The organism is Hoylesella loescheii DSM 19665 = JCM 12249 = ATCC 15930 (genome assembly GCF_000378085.1).
Taxonomy (GTDB): domain Bacteria; phylum Bacteroidota; class Bacteroidia; order Bacteroidales; family Bacteroidaceae; genus Prevotella; species Prevotella loescheii.
In genome coordinates, this window is the sequence record NZ_KB899212.1 from 110,917 (window position 1) to 128,128 (window position 17,212).

Genomic DNA, 17,212 nt, shown 5'->3' on the forward strand with positions numbered 1-17,212 from the left:
CTTTTGCCGCGCCACAGTCACAAGCCAAGGCGCGAAGAGAGGCATCAAGAAGAAATGAAACAACTAAAAGACATCATGCCTTGGGAGGAACGTCCCGCCGGTTCTACCGATGTAATGTGGCGTTATTCTAAAAACCCCGTCATTGGACGTTATCACATCCCCACCTCAAACAGCATTTTCAACAGTGCCGTAGTACCTTTTGAAGACGGCTTCGCTGGCGTTTTCCGTTGCGATAACAAAGCCGTGCAGATGAATATCTTTGCCGGTTTCAGCAAGGATGGTATTAATTGGGACATCAACCACGAACCGATCGTGTTCGAAGCTGGTAATACCCAGATGATAGACTCGGAGTATAAGTACGACCCGCGCGTAACTTGGATCGACGACCGCTATTGGATTACCTGGTGCAATGGTTATCACGGACCCACCATTGGTATCGCTTATACCTTTGACTTCAAGCGCTTTTACCAGTGCGAAAACGCCTTCTTGCCCTTCAATCGCAACGGTGTGCTCTTCCCACAGAAGATCAACGGCAAGTTCGCAATGCTTTCGCGTCCTAGCGACAACGGTCATACGCCCTTCGGCGACATATATCTAAGCTATAGCCCCGATATGAAATACTGGGGCGAACATCGCTGCGTGATGAAGGTAACGCCATTCCCCGAGAGCGCATGGCAGTGCACCAAGATCGGCGCAGGTTCTGTTCCGTTCCTCACTGATGAGGGTTGGCTCATGTTCTACCATGGCGTGATCACCACTTGCAATGGCTTCCGCTATTCGATGGGTGCCGTGTTGCTCGACAAAGACAATCCCGAACGCGTGCTTTATCGCACCCGTCCCTACCTACTTGCACCTGCTGCGCCCTACGAATTGCAAGGCGATGTGCCCAATGTGGTGTTCCCTTGCGCCGCACTTAGCGACGGCGAACGCGTAGCCGTGTACTACGGAGCTGCCGATACTGTGGTGGGAATGGCCTTCGGATACGTAAAAGAGATTATCGACTTTGTGAAGAATAACTCAATTGTGTAAGGAGTAAAGGAGCAAGTAGTAAAGTAGTAAGGAGTTGTTTTTGAGGAGTTAAGGAGTTATGGAGTTAAGGAGTTAAGCCATATGCGTTGTTGCAGAGTGGCAAACTTTCTCGTTAACTCACTAACTCTTCAACTCATAAACTTATAAACTGAGAAACTTATCAACTCATAAACTCACCAACTCACCACCTCATAAACTCAAAAACTTACCAACTCACCACCTCATAAACTCAATAACTCACCAACTCATCAACTTTTAAACTCAATAACTCACCAACTCAATAACTCATAAACTAAAATAGAAATGAAACGTCTTTTATTAGCCACGGCCTTATGCTTATCGATGCTAAGCGCCCATGCAGCCGACGCCAACTATAATGTTGTGCCACTGCCAAAGAGTGTTGTGATGGCCAAAGGGTTGCCCTTCAACCTCACGAACGCCACAACCATCGTGTACGAAGGTACCAATCCCGAGATGAAACGCAATGCCCGCTTCCTCTCTGAATACATACAGCAGGCCTCGGGCATAAAAACCGCCGTGCTTGATAAGCGCGACAAGAAGGCTGCAGCTATTGTTTTGACCATCGACCCCAAAGTTGCTGGTGCCGAGGCTTACCGTCTTAGCGTGAACAACAAGCAAGTAACCATCGCCGCTAGCACACCTGCTGGCGTGTTCTATGGCATTCAGACACTGCGCAAATCGTTGCCCGTGCAAACCACAGGCGAAGCTATCACCCTGCCCGCAGTGACTGTTGCCGACGCTCCACGCTTTGGATATCGCGGCATGATGCTCGATTGCGCACGCCATTTCTTCCCCCTAAGCTTCGTAAAGAAGTTTATCGACATCTTGGCCATGCACAATATGAACGTGTTCCACTGGCATCTCACCGAAGATCAAGGCTGGCGTTTGGAGATAAAGAGCCATCCCGAACTCACCGCGAAGTCGTCGATGCGCTCGGGAACGGTTATCGGTCACAACGCAACTGTTGACGATAGCATTCCTCACGGTGGTTTCTACACCCAGCAAGAGGCACGCGAGATTGTGGAATATGCACGTCAACGTCACATCACAGTTATCCCCGAGATAGACATGCCCGGACACATGTTGGCCGCATTGGCTGCTTATCCCGAGCTAGGATGTACCGGTGGACCCTACGAAGTGGGACATCGTTGGGGCGTATATAAGGATGTTTTGTGCCTTGGAAAGGAAAGCACGTACAAGTTTGTGCAAGATGTTATCGATGAAGTAGTGGATATCTTCCCCGCAAAATACTTCCATATTGGTGGCGACGAGTCGCCAACGGTGATGTGGGAGAAGTGTCCCAAGTGCTTGCAAAAGGCTAAAGACGAGAACACCGACATCAAACACCTGCAACAATACTTCACCAACAGAGTTGAGAAGTACCTCAATGGCAAGGGTAAGAGCATCATCGGATGGGACGAAATCCTAGAAGGCAAGATCAACCAAAGCGCAACCATCATGAGCTGGCGTGGCGTTGAGCCTGGTCTTAAGGCTGCAAAGCAAGGTCACGATGTTATCATGACGCCTAGCTCGCACGTTTATTTCGACCACTATCAGGCAAAAGACACCAAGCACGAACCCGATGCAATCGGTGGTTGTTCGCCTGTTGAGAAGGTATATTCTTACGAACCGCTGCCCGATACGCTTTCGGCCGAAGCCAAGAATCGTATCAAGGGCGTTCAAGCTAACCTCTGGACGGAGTACATTCCTTTCACCACGCAGGCCGAATACATGGTTCTTCCACGTATGGCAGCTTTGGCCGAGGTGCAATGGACACCCGTAGCGAAGAAGAATTTCGATGATTTCAGCAAGCGCGCACTGCGTCTTAGCGACCTTTACGACCGCTATGGCTATCAGTATGCACGCCATCTTTGGAAAGAAAAGGCCATCCCCACTTCGGCCCTTTGGTAATATATAGACTGCTGGCAGCCATTTCGCCGTAAGCCCTAACTATGGGTTGTGGTGAGATGGCTGCCACTTTTCGTTATCAATACCATTCCGCTTTAATATAAAGGTATATCTCACATCTTCTTAATAGTATCCAACACATGCATAAAACATTCCTCGCCTTGCTGCTTCTTGTGGCTTCGCTCTGCCCAAAACAGGTGCAGGCGCAATCGGTTATCCCGCAACCTAGGGAGATAACCATGGGCAAAGGCTTCTTTACCATTAAGCCCAACACGCCCGTTGAACTGAATTTCGAGGGCGAAGAGGCACGCCAAATGAAGGCCTACATACGCCAAACCTTGGGCTTGAAGGTGTTTAAAGGAAAGTTCATCAGTAAAGTCCCGGCCATAAGCCTTAACTTGTTGCGGATAAAAGAGCCGTCTTGCTACGGTAGAACGTTCCCCGAATATTATACCCTAGACGTAACGCCCGAACGAATAACCATCATGTCGCATACCACAACAGGCTTGTTTTATGGCTTGCAAACCCTTCGGCAGCTTATGGTAGACGGCAATAAGGTGGCTTGCGCCGAGGTGAATGACCAGCCACGCTTTCCTTATCGCGGTATGATGCTCGATTGTTCGCGCCATTTCTTCACGCCCCAGTTTATCAAAAAGCAGCTCGATGCCATGGCTTACTTTAAGCTTAACCGCTTTCATTGGCACCTAACCGATGGCGGAGGATGGCGTTTGGAGGTGAAGAAATACCCCAAACTGATTGAGGAAACGGCCTATCGAACCCAAAACGACTGGACTAAATGGTGGCGCGAACACGACCGACGCTACTGCCACGCCAACGATTCGGGGGCTTATGGCGGATATTATACGCAAGACGATGTGCGCGATATCGTGGCGTACGCTGCCAAAAGGCACATCACCGTGATACCCGAGATAGAGATGCCAGGCCATAGTAACGAGGTGTTTGCTGCCTACCCAAACCTCACTTGCGAAGGTAAGGCCTATACCAGCCCCGACTTCTGTCCTGGAAACGATAGCGTTTTTACTTTTCTCGAAGGCGTTCTCACTGAGGTGATGCAGCTTTTCCCCTCGCAATACATCCATATCGGGGGCGACGAGGCTTGGCAAGAGAAGTGGAAAACGTGCCCCAAATGCCAAAAACGAATGAAAGATGAGGGGCTGAAAGATACCCACGAACTGCAAGCCTACTTCATCATGCGCATCGAGAAGTTCCTTAATGCCCACGGCCGAAAGCTGCTGGGATGGGACGAAATCATGCAAGGCCGCTTGGCACCAAATGCTGCCGTGATGTCGTGGACGGGCGAAGAGGCAGGCTTGAAGGCTGCAAAGGCCGGTCATCATGTGGTGATGACGCCTGGCGCATATTGCTATCTCGACATGTATCAAGACGTTCCGTTCACCCAACCCAAGGCTATGGGCGGTTATGTTCCGCTTGAAAAGGTGTATTCATACGAGCCAATAACCCACAAGGAATCGGCCGACACGCTGGAAAAATACATTGACGGCGTGCAAGGAAACCTTTGGACAGAAGAGGTTCCTACGCCCGAACATGCCGAGTACATGCTTTATCCCCGACTGTTGGGCATTGCCGAAGTGGGATGGACGCGTAATCGTCCTTCGTATGAAAACTTCCGCAATCGCGCCATACAGGCACTCGACCGCATGAAGGCCATGGGATATAACCACTTTGACTTGCGCACCGAGCGCGGACGACGTGAGGAATCGCTCACTCCTGTAACGCATTTGGCCATTGGAAAACCTGTTACGTATCTCTCGCGTTACACCGAGAAGTATCGCGGAACGGGCGATGGCACGCTCACTGATGGCCGTCGGGGCGACTGGGTGTTTAAGGGCGACCGTTGGCAAGGCTTTATTGGTGGCGAGTGTATGGATGCCGTAATAGACCTTGGGGCGGAAACAGAACTGCACGAGGTGTCTGCCGACTTCCTGCAATCTATGGGCGTAGATATCGCTTTCCCTGATAGTGTAGAGCTGTTGGTTTCTTCTGATGGTCAGAACTACACGTCGTTGCAACGCCGCGATATGGAACGACACGACAAACGCGAATATTTCATCGAGCCCTTCACATGGAAAGGCACGGCCAAAGCACGCTACGTGCGTATGCGAGCCAAGCAAGGTGCCGAAGGCGGATGGGTATTTTGCGATGAGATAAAGGTGTGGTAGGGAACGTTTTTAAGGGTGAAAAGACTTTTAAAGGTGAAAAGGTGAAAAGGTGAAAAGGTGAAAAAATGGCTAACGCCTTTAAAGGTGAAAGGGTGAAAATGTGAAAAAATAGCTAACGCCACCTCTGCATTTGGCTTAACTCCATAACTCCCTAACTCCTTAAAGGTGAAAAGGTGAAAGGGTGAAAAGATGAAAAGCATTTGGCTTAACTCCTTAAATAACTCCCTAACGCCACCTCTGCATTTGGCTTAACTCCTTAACTCCATAACTCCTTAACTCCTTAAATAACTCCTTATATCTCCATATAATAAACTCAAACAACAAATTATGCGACTATTTTTCATTGCCGTTTTATCGGCCATCGCTCTTGCTGTGCAAGCTCGCGACACGCTTTTCGTGCAACAGCCGCAATACCCCATACTCATCGAACGCCACGACAACATCTTGATGTTGATGCGTATCGATGCCAAGGAGACGGGTACGCTCAATGCCCTAACATTGGATTTGGGCAACGCCCCACGTGATCAAATTAAATCTTTGAAGTTATATTACGGAGGCACCGATGCTCGCCAAGACTATGGCAAACGTCGTATGAAGCCCGTGGAATATATCACCAACTTCACGCCAGGCCGTACAATGGAGGCCATCCCTTCGTATTCGGTGAAACAAGACGAGGTGCAACCCACGCAAGCCACTGTTACGCTGCGTAGCAAACAAAAGCTTTTCCCTGGCTACAACTTCTTTTGGGTGAGCATCGAGATGCAACCCACCGCTGCTTTGCACACCACTTTCAACATAGCCTTGCGTGAAGCTCTCGGCGATAACAGTCCACTGATGGTTGAAAACGTGGGTCAACCCACTCCGCTTCGCCGTATGGGTATCGGTGTTAGGCATGCTGGCGACGATGGCGTGGCCGCTTATCGTATCCCCGGACTGGTTACTACCAATCGCGGAACATTGCTCGGCGTGTACGATGTGCGGCATAATAGTAGCGTAGACTTGCAAGAGTATGTCGACGTTGGCCTTAGTCGCAGCACGGATGGTGGTCGTTCGTGGGAACCGATGCGTCTTCCCATGGCCTTTGGTGAGACTGGCGGACTGCCCAAAGCACAAAATGGCGTGGGCGACCCCAGTATTCTGGTAGACACAAAGACCAATACCGTGTGGGTTGTAGCTGCTTGGACGCACGGCATGGGCAACGAAAGGGCATGGTGGAGTTCGCAACCGGGCATGGATTACGACCATACCGCACAGCTGGTTTTGGTGCGAAGCGACGACGATGGAAAAACGTGGTCGGAACCGATAAACATCACTTCGCAGGTGAAACTGCCCGAATGGTATTTCCTTTTGCAAGGCCCTGGCCGTGGCATCACCATGACCGACGGCACATTGGTTTTCCCCATACAGTTTATTAAGGCCAATCGCGAACCTTCGGCAGGTATCATGTACAGCAAAGATCGCGGTAAAACGTGGCACATCAACAAGCCCGCACGCGACAACACCACCGAAGCACAGGTGGCCGAAGTGGAAAAAGGCGTGCTGATGTTGAACATGCGCGACAACCGCGGAGGAAGTCGTGCCGTGTGTACAACACGCGATCTTGGCGCCACTTGGACCGAACACCCCTCTTCGCGCAGTGCACTTATCGAGCCTGTTTGTATGGGTAGCCTTATCAGCGTTAAGGCTAAGGACAACGTTTTGAAACGCGACATCCTGCTTTTCTCCAATCCCAATTCTACCAAGCACCGCAACAACATCACCATTAAGATGAGTCTTGATGGCGGAAAGACGTGGTTGCCCGAGCATCAGGTGTTGCTCGATGAGGGTTTAGGTTGGGGTTACTCGTGCCTTACGATGATAGATCGCGAAACCATTGGCATTCTCTACGAGAGTAGTGTTGCGCAAATGACCTTCCAACGCATTCCGTTGAAAGATTTGATGAAGTAAGATTGGAGTGCTTTTATATGGCACAACAAACAGAAAACAAAAGTGGGGCATCACTCCACTTTTTGTTTTATATATCAGAATAAAGGTCACGCCAATAGGAAAAAGACAGCTAGTTTGCCGAGAATTGCCCATCGCAAGTCATCCACCAATAGGTACTTACGGCACGCTTAGCGAATTTGCGTTCCCTATAATGGCTTATAATCTATTGCTAATTCGGGATTAATCACCAGATATTTGGAAGTATGCTAGACGCAACGGACCTCTGTTATGCCAACTACCGCGTAGCGGTTGGCCTGTTGATAGGGCAGGGTTGGGAGCCAAAGCGACCTACCCTGCCTAGGCTGCGCAGAGAGAAAACAATGCCGTAGGTATTGGTCTGTTTCCGTTGAATAGGCTTCTAGGTGGAGAGAGTGGTTACGATGCACTCCTCATCACCCTATTATTCCGTCTTTTAGTCGATGCCATTTCCTCTTCCAATATGCCAAATTATTTCGCAATCAACCAATATCCACATACAAACTAGCCAATAGAAAAAGACCAAGACCTACGGCCTTGAAGGATTATATGCACCGCTTAGGCAGGGTAGGTCGTTTCCACTCCCAACCCTGCCCTATCAAAAGACCAACCGCTACGCGGTAGTTGACATGGCAGAGGTCTGTTACACCTAGCCTAGTTCTAGGTATTTACGTATGTTTGGGATAAGAGATGTTCACTATGCCTTCTGTTGCGTAGCGCTAGTTAGTGAGATAACCATTCGTTTTTTATCTAATCTTGCTCAAAAAAGCATCGTAGCTTATTCCGAATTCACGTAACGTTTGACACTCGCTTGGCACCATTTAGGCGGTTCTTTCCACAGCCTATCACCGCCACCAACTCACCCTCCTAATCACCAAACGCCATCTTTCACGCCTCATCCGGTATGCTCTTGTAGTGAGCTTTTTAAGCTCCAGCCTTGTTATAGCTAAGATGGACGCCTGTTCCAGATAAGTTGGAACAGTGTTCCAATTCAACTGGAACAGCATTCCAGATAACATGGAACAGCCGTCCAAAATACATTTAACGTGGCGATTAACTTAATCATGCATCATCAGGGCTTAGCAAGCGCATTCTCGGAACTATGAAAATGCGAACGACGGAATGGCTAATTGGCGAGTTCGGGACAAGAAACCATGCCCCCTGAACAAGATTGGATAGGTAAAGAAATGGCTTTCTCGCCAACCAGTGCTACGCAACAGAAGGCATAACGACAGTGTTTTATCCCGAACTCGTGTAGGTATTTGGTGATCAATCTCGAATTCGTAATCTATTGCTTGCGTGAATTCGGGATAAAATACAATGTATCTTGAGAAAGATTAGATAAAAAACAAATGACTATCTAACCAACTACCGCGTAGCGGTTGGTCTTTTGGCAGGGCAGGGTTGGGAGTGAAACGACCTACCCTGCCTTGCAGGTGGAATAACAAAACAAGGCCGAAGGTCTTGGTCTTTTTACATTTACCGCATCTGTTGTCTAGACGATAGACGGATATGCGGGCAAATGCTATTGACGAATGACGTTGTTATTGGCCATTGGTTTCCCAAAAACAGATGGTTCAAACGTAAAAAGACCAATACCTACGGCCTTGAAGTATTATATGCACCGCTTAGACAGGGTAGGTCGTTTCACTCCCAACCCTGCCCTTCCAAAAGACCAACCGCTACGCGGTAGTTGACATAACGAATTTCTCTTATCCTGAACTCGCGTATTGCTTGCATGTGTTATCTTGCACGTTCGTCAAACTCTCATTGGGCGTTTTCTTATTAAACGTACCGTACAAAGCCTCTTGTACGGTGGCTACAAACGAGTTGTAGCCACGCTACAATTTGTCGGTAGTGCCACTACAGCTTGTTTGTAGTCACACTACAAAAGGCTTGTACGGCAGCGATGCCATAAAAAGTGGGTGGCGAGGAAGGAGAAAATACTTTGCGAAGAGCTTGCAGATGCGGGATAAAGGTGTTGCAAATGCTCCCCCATACCTAGCTGTTCTTCTTATAACTCCACACTGCCCATGCGCCCATAATGGTGGCCATGGAGGCGAGAATGGCGAGTTGGGTAGTTAGTCCGCTTAGCGCCGTACCCCGAATAAACACCGAACGGGCGGCGTCGATATAGTGGCGCACTGGTACAATCCATGTAAGTGTTTGTGCCCAATTGGGCATGCTGCGCACAGGAGTGAACAGGCCACTGAGCAACATCATACAAACCATGATGAACCACATTACGAGCATGGCCTGTTGCATGGTGTCGCTGTAATTGCTAACGATAAGTCCGATGCTGCTAAATATCACGGCTAACAGCATCATAAATAGGTAGAGTAAGGCCACATTGCCCACAGACGTGATGCCATAGATGCCCCAAGCGAGCAGTAGACAAAGCGTATAGATGACGAAACCAAAGCACCAATAGGGTATGAGCTTGGCCAAGATGAACTGCGTTTTGCCTACGGGTGTTACGTTTATCTGCTCGATGGTGCCCGCCTCTTTCTCGGCCACGATGTTAAGTGCGGGCAAAAAGCCGCAAACCATGATTATCACCATGGCCATAAGGGCAGGAATCATGTTCACCTTGTAGCTCTCGTGGCGGTTGTATAGGGTGTTTGAGGTTATGGTTTGTTGTCGGGGCGAGGGTAGGGGGCGGTTGTTCAGCCTTGTTCCTGTAACGATGTTGGCTAGGTAGGCACTGCCCAAGCCACCTTTGGTGCCGTTTGTGGCGTTGGCGGCAACAAACACCTGCGGGCTTTTTCCCAATGTTAGTTCTCGTTCGAAGTGCTGTGGAATAACCAATACCACGTCTGTCTGTCCCCTCTCCACACTTGCCAAGCCCTCCTTATACGATGAGGCCATGCCGTTGAAGTGGAAATAGTTGGAGTGTTCTACTTTACCAACGATTTGGCGTGATAGCGTAGAGCGGTCGTTATCTACGATGCTCACCGTTATGTTGTGCACTTCCATCGTGGTAATCCATGGTGCAATGCCCATGATAAAGATGGGATAAAGCACCACAAGTCGCATAACAAAGCCGTTGCGACGTATCTGTATCCATTCTTTTTGGAGGAGAGATTTGAACATAGTTAAGGAGTTAATGGAGTTAAGGAGTTAAAGAAGTTAAGGAGTAAAAGGAGTTAAGCCGTATGCCTTGTTGCAGCGTGGCTAACAATCTTGTTGCTTGTTAATATATTTAAGGGTATTAAGGGAGCAGAACAATTGGGTTCTGCTTACAAGTTAAAGAATGTAGCAGCCATACTATTGGCTTAACTCCTTAACTCCTTAACTCCTTTAACTCCTCCACTATTCTAACCTAATATTAAACTTCTTCAGCGCTATACCAAGTATCAACGTAGCCATTGCAGCGAGTATGAGCAGCTCTTTGACCACCATATCTAGTCCCACGCCCATGATCATTAGCTTGCGAATGGCGGCGATGAACCATCGTGCAGGCACGATGATGGTTAGCCATTGCAGTACTTGTGGCATGCTTTCGATGGGATATAACATGCCCGAAAACAGTATGCTGGGCATTAACATCATCATACCCGATATGAGTAGGGCCTGCAATTGGGTGCTGGCTAGCACGCTAATGAGTAGCCCTATGCACAGGGCAAGGAAGATGTAGAGCAGGCTGAGCGCGAAAATGGCGGACAGATTGCCTGAAAGCGGAACGCCCAAAACGAAATGTGAGATGCCTAAGATGATGCACAAGATGGCAATAGACAACATGAAATAGGGCACGGCCTTGGCGATAAGCATCAGTAAGGGACGCGCTGGCGAGACGAGAAGCACCTCCATCGTGCCACGTTCTTTTTCGCGAGCGATGCTTACCGAGGTCATCATGGCGCAGATAAGCAAGAGCAACATACCTATGATGCCTGGAACAAAGTTGTAGGCACTTTTCATTTGTGGGTTGTATAGCAGTCGAGTAGTAACCGTTGGCGTGCTGGCGATGCTTACTTTGCTCCCCTGTTGCAGGGTTTGGGCAATGATTTGCGAGGCGTATGCGGCTTGCAAACTCGACATATTGGGGTCGGTTCCATCGGTGATAAGCTGTATGCGCGCGCCGCCATCGTAACGATGATCGGCAAAACGTGGCGAGAACACCACGGCGAGGTCGGCTTTCTGGTCGCGAATAAGCTGTTTGGCCTTCTCAACTGTGGGTGCGTTGTAGGTGTGAACGAAGTATTCGGAGACGTCGAGGCGGTGTACAATCTGCTGTGTAGCATTGTCCCACGGTGTAGTGACAACCACTAGGCGAACGTTTCGCACGTCGGTAGAGATGGCAAAACCAAAGAGCAACATCATCACCAGCGGCATACCGAAGAGTATGAGCATAGTGCGGCGGTCGCGTAAGATGTGTCGCACCTCCTTGTTGACGAATGAAAAGAAGGTCTTCATCATTCACTCCTTTCCGCATTACGGGCAAGGAGGGTGAACACCTCGCCCAAATTGTCTTTCGCGTATTGGCGTTTCAGCTGTTCGGGTGTATCCAATGCGCGTATCTTTCCATCCACCATGATAGACAATCGGTCGCAATATTCGGCCTCGTCCATATAGTGTGTGGTTACGAATACGGTGATGCCGCCCTGCGCAGCCTCGTAAATCAGCTCCCAAAACTGGCGTCGGGTGTTGCCGTCTACACCGCCCGTGGGTTCGTCTAAGAACACAACTTCGGGCCGATGAAGTATGCTTACCGAGAAAGCCAGCTTTTGTTTAAAGCCCAAAGGGAGGGTTTTTACTAGTCGGTTGGCCTCGTTTTGCAACGTCAGTCGGTTGAGCAGCTGTTCGGTTTTGCGTTTGATGTCGGTCGAACTCATGCCGTAGATGCCGCCAAAGAGGCGTATGTTCTCTGTAACGGTGAGGTCTTCGTAGAGCGAGAAACGCTGACTCATGTAGCCGATGCGCCGTTTGATGGCCTCGTGTTGTGTGCTAACGTCTAGTCCGGCCACAGTAGCCTTGCCGCCCGAAGGCTGACTAAGGCCCGAAAGAATACGCATGGCAGTGGTTTTACCTGCACCGTTGGCACCGAGAAAGCCGAATATCTCGCCCCTGCGCACATCGAACGAAATGTCGTCTACGGCATTAAACGTGCCGAAGGTCTTTACCAAGTGACTCACGTGGATAATGGTTTCGGCTTGGTTGATGTCGCGCGTGGCGTTGTCGGTGGTGGTGTTTGGCGTGGCCTTCTCTTCCTTATTAATATATAGGGGACGTGTGGTGGGCGTCGTTTGTTGATTTCCTGTTGTGCCGAGCGTGGACGGTAAGGGGGACGTGGTTATCTCGTCGCATCGCTTTATCTCCTCTTGGTAGGGCGTAGAAACAAGGATAGTGATGCCTTGTTGTTTCAAACGGGCAAGCATATCCCAGAATTCGGTGCGCGAAACAGGGTCGACGCCTGTGGTAGGTTCGTCTAATAACAGCACACTGGGTTGGTGAATAAGTGCGCAACTAAGGGCTAGCTTCTGTTTCATACCGCCCGATAGCGCACCGGCGCGTCGCCGTTTAAAGGGCTCTATCTGTCCATATATGTCCTTCACGTTGTGATAACCAGCCTCAATGGTTGTGCCGAAGAGGGTGGCGAAGAAGCGTAGGTTCTCTTCAACGGTAAGGTCTTGATACAGGCTAAACCGTCCTGGCATGTAGCCTACACGTTGACGGATGTCTTTTAGTCCGCTCACCACGTCGTAACCATCTACCGATGCCGTGCCGCTGTCGGGCAAAACCAATGTCGCAAGGATGCGAAACATCGAGGTCTTGCCAGTTCCGTCGGGTCCGATAAGTCCGTGTAGCGACCCTTTGGCCACGCTAAACGAGAAATCCTTCAAGGCTTGTATCTCGCCATAGCTTTTGCAGATGTTGTTCACTTCGATGGCGTTCATAACTTCACTTCTCCATACATGCCAATCTTGATGTAGCCATTGTTCTTCACGCTGACCTTTACGGCGTACACTTGATCGGCCCTTTCGTCGTCGGTAAGAATGCTTTTAGGGGTAAATTCGGCCTTTGGCGAAATCCATGTAACAGTACCTTCGTAGGTGTGTCGGGTGTCATTGCCATAGTCGGCGAATACCTTTACGCGCTGTCCTACGTGCACTTTGGACAATTGTGTTGAAGTGATGTAGGCGCGGAGGGTCATGTTACGTGTGTCGGCCACTTTGAAAAGCGGTCGGCCGATGCTGGTAAATTCGCCTTGTTCGGCATACTTCTCCAGCACCGTACCCGTTATTGGCGACTTGATATGGCACTTTTCCAATTGGTCCATCACCTCATAACGTTGTATGTCGGCACCGCTCATCTGGCTGTTAAGGCTGCGCGTGCTGTTTTGTAGCAGAGAGATTTGCCCCTGCAATTGCTTTTGCAGCACGGCCACAGCATTTTGGGCGTCGTCTAGTTGCTTGCTGGTGGCAGCGCCATCTTTAAGTAAGGCCTCTGTTCGACGTTGTTCAACAAGGGCCTTATTGATTTGTTGTTTGGTGACGGCAATCTGCGCTTGGATGTCGGGACGTTGGTTAGCGAAGACTTCGCGTGTGGCTCCCACCTGCCTAGCCTTTAATTGTAGCTGCACGGTATCAATGAGTCCCACCTGCTGTCCTGCCGTAAGCGTTGAGCCTTCGCTAATGTCGAAGGCCATCAGGCGCCCTGTTCCTTCGGCCGAAACCGTAACTTCGGTCGCCTCGAAGATACCTGTGGCATCGTATTCCTTTTCGTTTCCGCCACAGGCTACTATTAATAGTGCCAGTGCGGCAAGAGTTATTGATTGATGTTTCATATTATTTGTGTTGTTGAGAGGCCTAACAATCCCCCCTACTGGCCTCACCCCCGACCCCTCTCCAAGGGGAGAGGGGGGTGAAATGCCTTGTTGGGGCGTGGTTGTTATGCTTGTTTGTCCTTGTTGTAGCCTTACATTTTACTCCCCTCTCCCCTTGGAGAGGGGTCGGGGGTGAGGCTTTTTCCTCTTACGTATTTCAAGTAATATATCCCTTGTAACATCTCCACTTCGTGTGTAGAGCGGTTTATTTTCGCATTGTTTTCGCGTGTTATCTCTTGCAGTAAGCGATCAGTGTCGATGGTGCCATGCGCTAGTTTGGCCTCGGCAGCTCGCCTAACGTTTTGTCTAAGTGCAACAATCTCGTCGTCGGCAGCCATGGTTTGGCGCTTGCTTGCTATGGTTTCTTGCTGTTGTACCGTTTCCAAACGATTGTTGAAGAAGAACACTTCGCGAGCGTTTTCTATCTCAGTCCTTGCCACCGACAGCCGTTGCACGTTGTTGCGATGCGTGTATAGGTTGCCAATGTTCCACGCAAGGCGCACGCCAGCCAAAGCATTGAACGAGGGCGAACGGCTGTTCATGTCTTTAAACATATCGAAACCGGGGTAGCCATAGTAGGCTTGGCCGAATACGCTCAATGTGGGGAGCAGTGCGCTGCGCAGTGCACGCTGTTGCGAAGTTATCAAACTCAGCTGCAAGTCGATGGCTTTTAGCTCGGGTCGAACGTCTTCCGTTACCTGTTCGGTGGGTGTGGGCGTCGGTTTTACAATGCTGTCGATACGCTCAACGTTGCAAAACAAGGCCAACATACGACAGAGCGCATCGCGCGAGTGTTGCAGTTCGTTGGCCATTTGCATGGCCGTTAGGCGTTCGGCTTTCACTTGGTCCACATCGCTTTGCATGACCACACCCTGCCTTTGCAGTGCAGCGAGCTTGTCTTCGTTGCTTTGCAGTAGCGTTTGTAGGTCGCGGTTAAGCCGCAAACGTTCGTCAAGAAGCAAAATGCCGAAGTAAAGGTCGTTCACCCTTTGGCGCACTTGGTAGAGCGAAACGTCTGTTTGTGCCTCGTCTACCTGCTGTTGCAGTCGCGCCACATCTTTTTGAGCGCTAATCCTTCCGCCGTCCCACAGCATCTGGTTAACGTCTACACCCACGCGATATTGTTCCTTTGCCAGTCCGCGATTGTTTTGTCCCAGCGCCGCCATCATGTTAGATAGCTGCTCGGGTAGTTGTGCCACGCGGTTTTGCACCGTTGCTTGTGCCGCAACTTGTATCTGCGGAAGCCATCCTTTCTTGATATTGTCGATGGTGTAGGCCGTAGATTGGGCGTAGAGCGCTCGCCGCTTGATAAGCGGATAGTTCTGTTGCGCCTGCTGTTGGCAAGTTTCCAACGTGGTTTGCGCAGGGCAAACGGTGGTGCACATCAGTGCGAGGGCTATTAATAATGTATGCTTCATCATTCCTTTCGTTTACATCTCATGGTGCAAAATTACGCTGTTTTGGTTACATCCTTGTTATCCTTCACGGCCAATAAATGTTCTTTTAGTAGCTTTTTTCGTTTAATCAGAGTTTTTATAGATGGTTTTTATTATCTTTGTGGAAAGAAGAAAGGCCGTGTTATGAACAATCAGACAATCGAAACTCTTACTATGGAGGAGATAAGAAGTAGGCTTAGCGTGCATATTGCAGAACCCGACATGCCCATAACCGAAGACGGTTTCACCATGCTTTATAATGGTCGAAACCTCTTTGGCTTGGCCGTTGTGCCCCATTATCCTTATCGCCTGCCTGGTATTCGCATCGGAATATTGAAGAAAGGCGAAGGAAGGATTACGCTTAACCTTATCGGCAGGCATGTGCAAAGTGGCACATTGGTGTACTTTTGCGATGGTGCAATCTTACAATTAGACTGTGTTGCGCCTGATAGTGAAGTGGAAGGACTGATGATTGAGCCGTGGCTGATGGACGAATTGTTTCCGCAGGGTGTGCCAACGATGTTTAACGGACAGGCGAAAGACGCGTTTATGCCTGTCAATGACAGGGATATTGCCAAGGTGGAACATTTATACGAGAGTCTGTTGCTCGTGCTTAGGGATAAGCCCTACAACCGGCAGGCAGCCCTTTCCATCATCACCGCCCTATGTCATCTTTATAACGAGTGCTACGTTCGTGCTGCGGAGCATCCTGTCGAAGCTCCTTCGCGCCAACGTGTGGTGTTCGATAGCTTTATCGCTTTGGTGAACGAACATGCCAAAAGCGAACATAACTTGGCCTTTTATGCCGACAAGCTGTGCCTGTCGCAACGTTATCTTAGTAGGGTTGTGTGGCAAACCAGTGGCGTGTATGCCAAAGAATGGATAGACCGAGCCGTGATTACCGAGGCGAAGGTGATGCTACGGCATGGTCAACTAACGGTTGCAGCCATCTCAGAAGCCTTGAATTTCCCCAACCCCAGCTTCTTTAACAAGTACTTTAAACGACAAACGGGACAAACACCATTGGCGTTTAGGAATGGATGAAAGAGGGTGAAAAGGTGAAAAAGGGAAAAGGTGAAAGGGTGAAAAGATGGCTAACGCCCACAAACTTATCCACTCGTTAACTTGTAAACTTGTCTACTTGTCAACCCATTAACTTACTTCCGAGAATGTGCCTTCTAAGCTCTGATGATGCATTATTAGATTAACCGCCGTGTTATATATGTTTTGGACGGCTGTTCCATGTTATCCGGAATGCTGTTCCAGTTGAATTGGAATGCTGTTCCAACTTATCTGGAACAAGGTTCCATCTTAGCTATAACAATGCGGGAGCTTAAAAAGCTCACTACAAGAGCATATCGGGCGAGGTGTGAAAGAAGGCGTTTGGAGGGTAGAAGGGTGAGTTGTTGGCGGTGATGGGCTGTGGAATGAACCACCTAGATCATGCCAAGCTGGTATCAAACATTACGTGAATTCGGGATAAGATACGACGCTTTCTTGGGCAAGATTAGATAAAAAACGAATAGCTGTCTAGCCAACTAGCGCTATGCGATAATTGACATAGCGAACATCTCTTATCCCGAACTCGCGTATTAACTTGTCTACTTCCGAACAAAAAAGTGGCAAACGCCACATAAAAAGGTGAAAGAGTGGGGAGGTAAAAGGCAAAAAGGTTTCCCTCTAACCCTGTATTTACGTGTTGTTCTTATGTTCTTCTGTTATGAAAATATGTTCTTCTGTCTAAGGGCAAATTGTGGAACAAGCCAGACAACACCTTTTTCTCTGTCATAAGTTAACTTATCCCAACAGAGCGTATTTATTTGTTTTTCATC

Annotated in this window: 12 protein-coding genes; 7 read left to right on the plus strand and 5 right to left on the minus strand. The window is 49.3% G+C overall.

Features of this window, described 5'->3' with window-relative positions:
- Window positions 1-54: 54 nt before the first annotated feature.
- From F453_RS0104150 to F453_RS15640, 5 genes are all read left to right on the plus strand, one after another.
- Window positions 55-1,029: a glycoside hydrolase family 130 protein gene (locus tag F453_RS0104150; protein WP_018966875.1), complete on the plus strand. Its 975-nt coding sequence runs from the start codon at window positions 55-57 to the stop codon at window positions 1,027-1,029.
- 303 nt (window positions 1,030-1,332) lie between these two features.
- Entirely contained in the window at window positions 1,333-2,961 is a 1,629-nt protein-coding gene (locus tag F453_RS0104155) for a beta-N-acetylhexosaminidase (RefSeq protein ID WP_026292446.1), read from the plus strand.
- 137 nt (window positions 2,962-3,098) lie between these two features.
- A complete protein-coding gene (locus F453_RS0104160) occupies window positions 3,099-5,159 on the plus strand; it encodes a glycoside hydrolase family 20 protein (RefSeq protein WP_018966877.1) in 2,061 nt (686 codons plus the stop codon).
- A gap of 327 nt (window positions 5,160-5,486) precedes the next feature.
- Window positions 5,487-7,106, plus strand: a complete 1,620-nt coding sequence (locus F453_RS0104165) for a sialidase family protein (RefSeq protein WP_018966878.1) — start codon at window positions 5,487-5,489, stop codon at window positions 7,104-7,106.
- A 1,550-nt stretch (window positions 7,107-8,656) separates the two neighbouring features.
- Entirely contained in the window at window positions 8,657-8,818 is a 162-nt protein-coding gene (locus tag F453_RS15640; protein WP_154650683.1) for a hypothetical protein, read from the plus strand.
- 304 nt (window positions 8,819-9,122) lie between these two features.
- Here the strand turns inward: F453_RS15640 and F453_RS0104170 are convergent, their stop codons facing one another.
- The 5 genes from F453_RS0104170 to F453_RS0104190 all read right to left on the minus strand — a co-directional run bounded on the left by F453_RS0104170 (window position 9,123) and on the right by F453_RS0104190 (window position 15,365).
- The gene (locus F453_RS0104170; protein ID WP_018966879.1) at window positions 9,123-10,214 is read right to left on the minus strand and encodes an ABC transporter permease; all 1,092 of its coding nucleotides are present in this window, start codon (window positions 10,212-10,214) and stop codon (window positions 9,123-9,125) included.
- Between the two features lie 219 nt (window positions 10,215-10,433).
- Window positions 10,434-11,537: an ABC transporter permease gene (locus F453_RS0104175; protein ID WP_018966880.1), complete on the minus strand. Its 1,104-nt coding sequence runs from the start codon at window positions 11,535-11,537 to the stop codon at window positions 10,434-10,436.
- Window positions 11,534-13,015: an ATP-binding cassette domain-containing protein gene (locus F453_RS0104180; RefSeq protein WP_018966881.1), complete on the minus strand. Its 1,482-nt coding sequence runs from the start codon at window positions 13,013-13,015 to the stop codon at window positions 11,534-11,536. The genes F453_RS0104175 and F453_RS0104180 overlap by 4 nt, the downstream gene beginning before the upstream one ends.
- Window positions 13,012-13,905, minus strand: a complete 894-nt coding sequence (locus F453_RS0104185; RefSeq protein WP_018966882.1) for an HlyD family secretion protein — start codon at window positions 13,903-13,905, stop codon at window positions 13,012-13,014. The genes F453_RS0104180 and F453_RS0104185 overlap by 4 nt, the downstream gene beginning before the upstream one ends.
- A 131-nt stretch (window positions 13,906-14,036) precedes the next feature.
- On the minus strand, window positions 14,037-15,365 hold the full coding sequence (locus tag F453_RS0104190) for a TolC family protein (protein WP_018966883.1): 1,329 nt from the start codon (window positions 15,363-15,365) through the stop codon (window positions 14,037-14,039).
- 159 nt (window positions 15,366-15,524) lie between these two features.
- Between F453_RS0104190 and F453_RS0104195 the strand changes: the two genes are divergently transcribed.
- Window positions 15,525-16,424, plus strand: a complete 900-nt coding sequence (locus F453_RS0104195) for an AraC family transcriptional regulator (protein ID WP_026292447.1) — start codon at window positions 15,525-15,527, stop codon at window positions 16,422-16,424.
- Window positions 16,425-16,622: 198 nt separating this feature from the next.
- Window positions 16,623-16,796: a thioesterase gene (locus tag F453_RS16085; RefSeq protein WP_081619111.1), complete on the plus strand. Its 174-nt coding sequence runs from the start codon at window positions 16,623-16,625 to the stop codon at window positions 16,794-16,796.
- Window positions 16,797-17,212 lie beyond the last annotated feature (416 nt).

Coding starts and splice junctions, on each gene's coding strand:
- F453_RS15640 (WP_154650683.1), top strand. CDS start 8,657: ATGACGTTGTTATTGGCCATTGGTTTCCCAAAAACAGATGGTTCAAAC.
- F453_RS0104185 (WP_018966882.1), bottom strand. CDS start 13,905: ATGAAACATCAATCAATAACTCTTGCCGCACTGGCACTATTAATAGTA.
- F453_RS0104150 (WP_018966875.1), top strand. CDS start 55: ATGAAACAACTAAAAGACATCATGCCTTGGGAGGAACGTCCCGCCGGT.
- F453_RS0104190 (WP_018966883.1), bottom strand. CDS start 15,365: ATGATGAAGCATACATTATTAATAGCCCTCGCACTGATGTGCACCACC.
- F453_RS0104175 (WP_018966880.1), bottom strand. CDS start 11,537: ATGATGAAGACCTTCTTTTCATTCGTCAACAAGGAGGTGCGACACATC.
- F453_RS0104170 (WP_018966879.1), bottom strand. CDS start 10,214: ATGTTCAAATCTCTCCTCCAAAAAGAATGGATACAGATACGTCGCAAC.
- F453_RS16085 (WP_081619111.1), top strand. CDS start 16,623: ATGTTATCCGGAATGCTGTTCCAGTTGAATTGGAATGCTGTTCCAACT.
- F453_RS0104155 (WP_026292446.1), top strand. CDS start 1,333: ATGAAACGTCTTTTATTAGCCACGGCCTTATGCTTATCGATGCTAAGC.
- F453_RS0104160 (WP_018966877.1), top strand. CDS start 3,099: ATGCATAAAACATTCCTCGCCTTGCTGCTTCTTGTGGCTTCGCTCTGC.
- F453_RS0104195 (WP_026292447.1), top strand. CDS start 15,525: ATGAACAATCAGACAATCGAAACTCTTACTATGGAGGAGATAAGAAGT.
- F453_RS0104180 (WP_018966881.1), bottom strand. CDS start 13,015: ATGAACGCCATCGAAGTGAACAACATCTGCAAAAGCTATGGCGAGATA.
- F453_RS0104165 (WP_018966878.1), top strand. CDS start 5,487: ATGCGACTATTTTTCATTGCCGTTTTATCGGCCATCGCTCTTGCTGTG.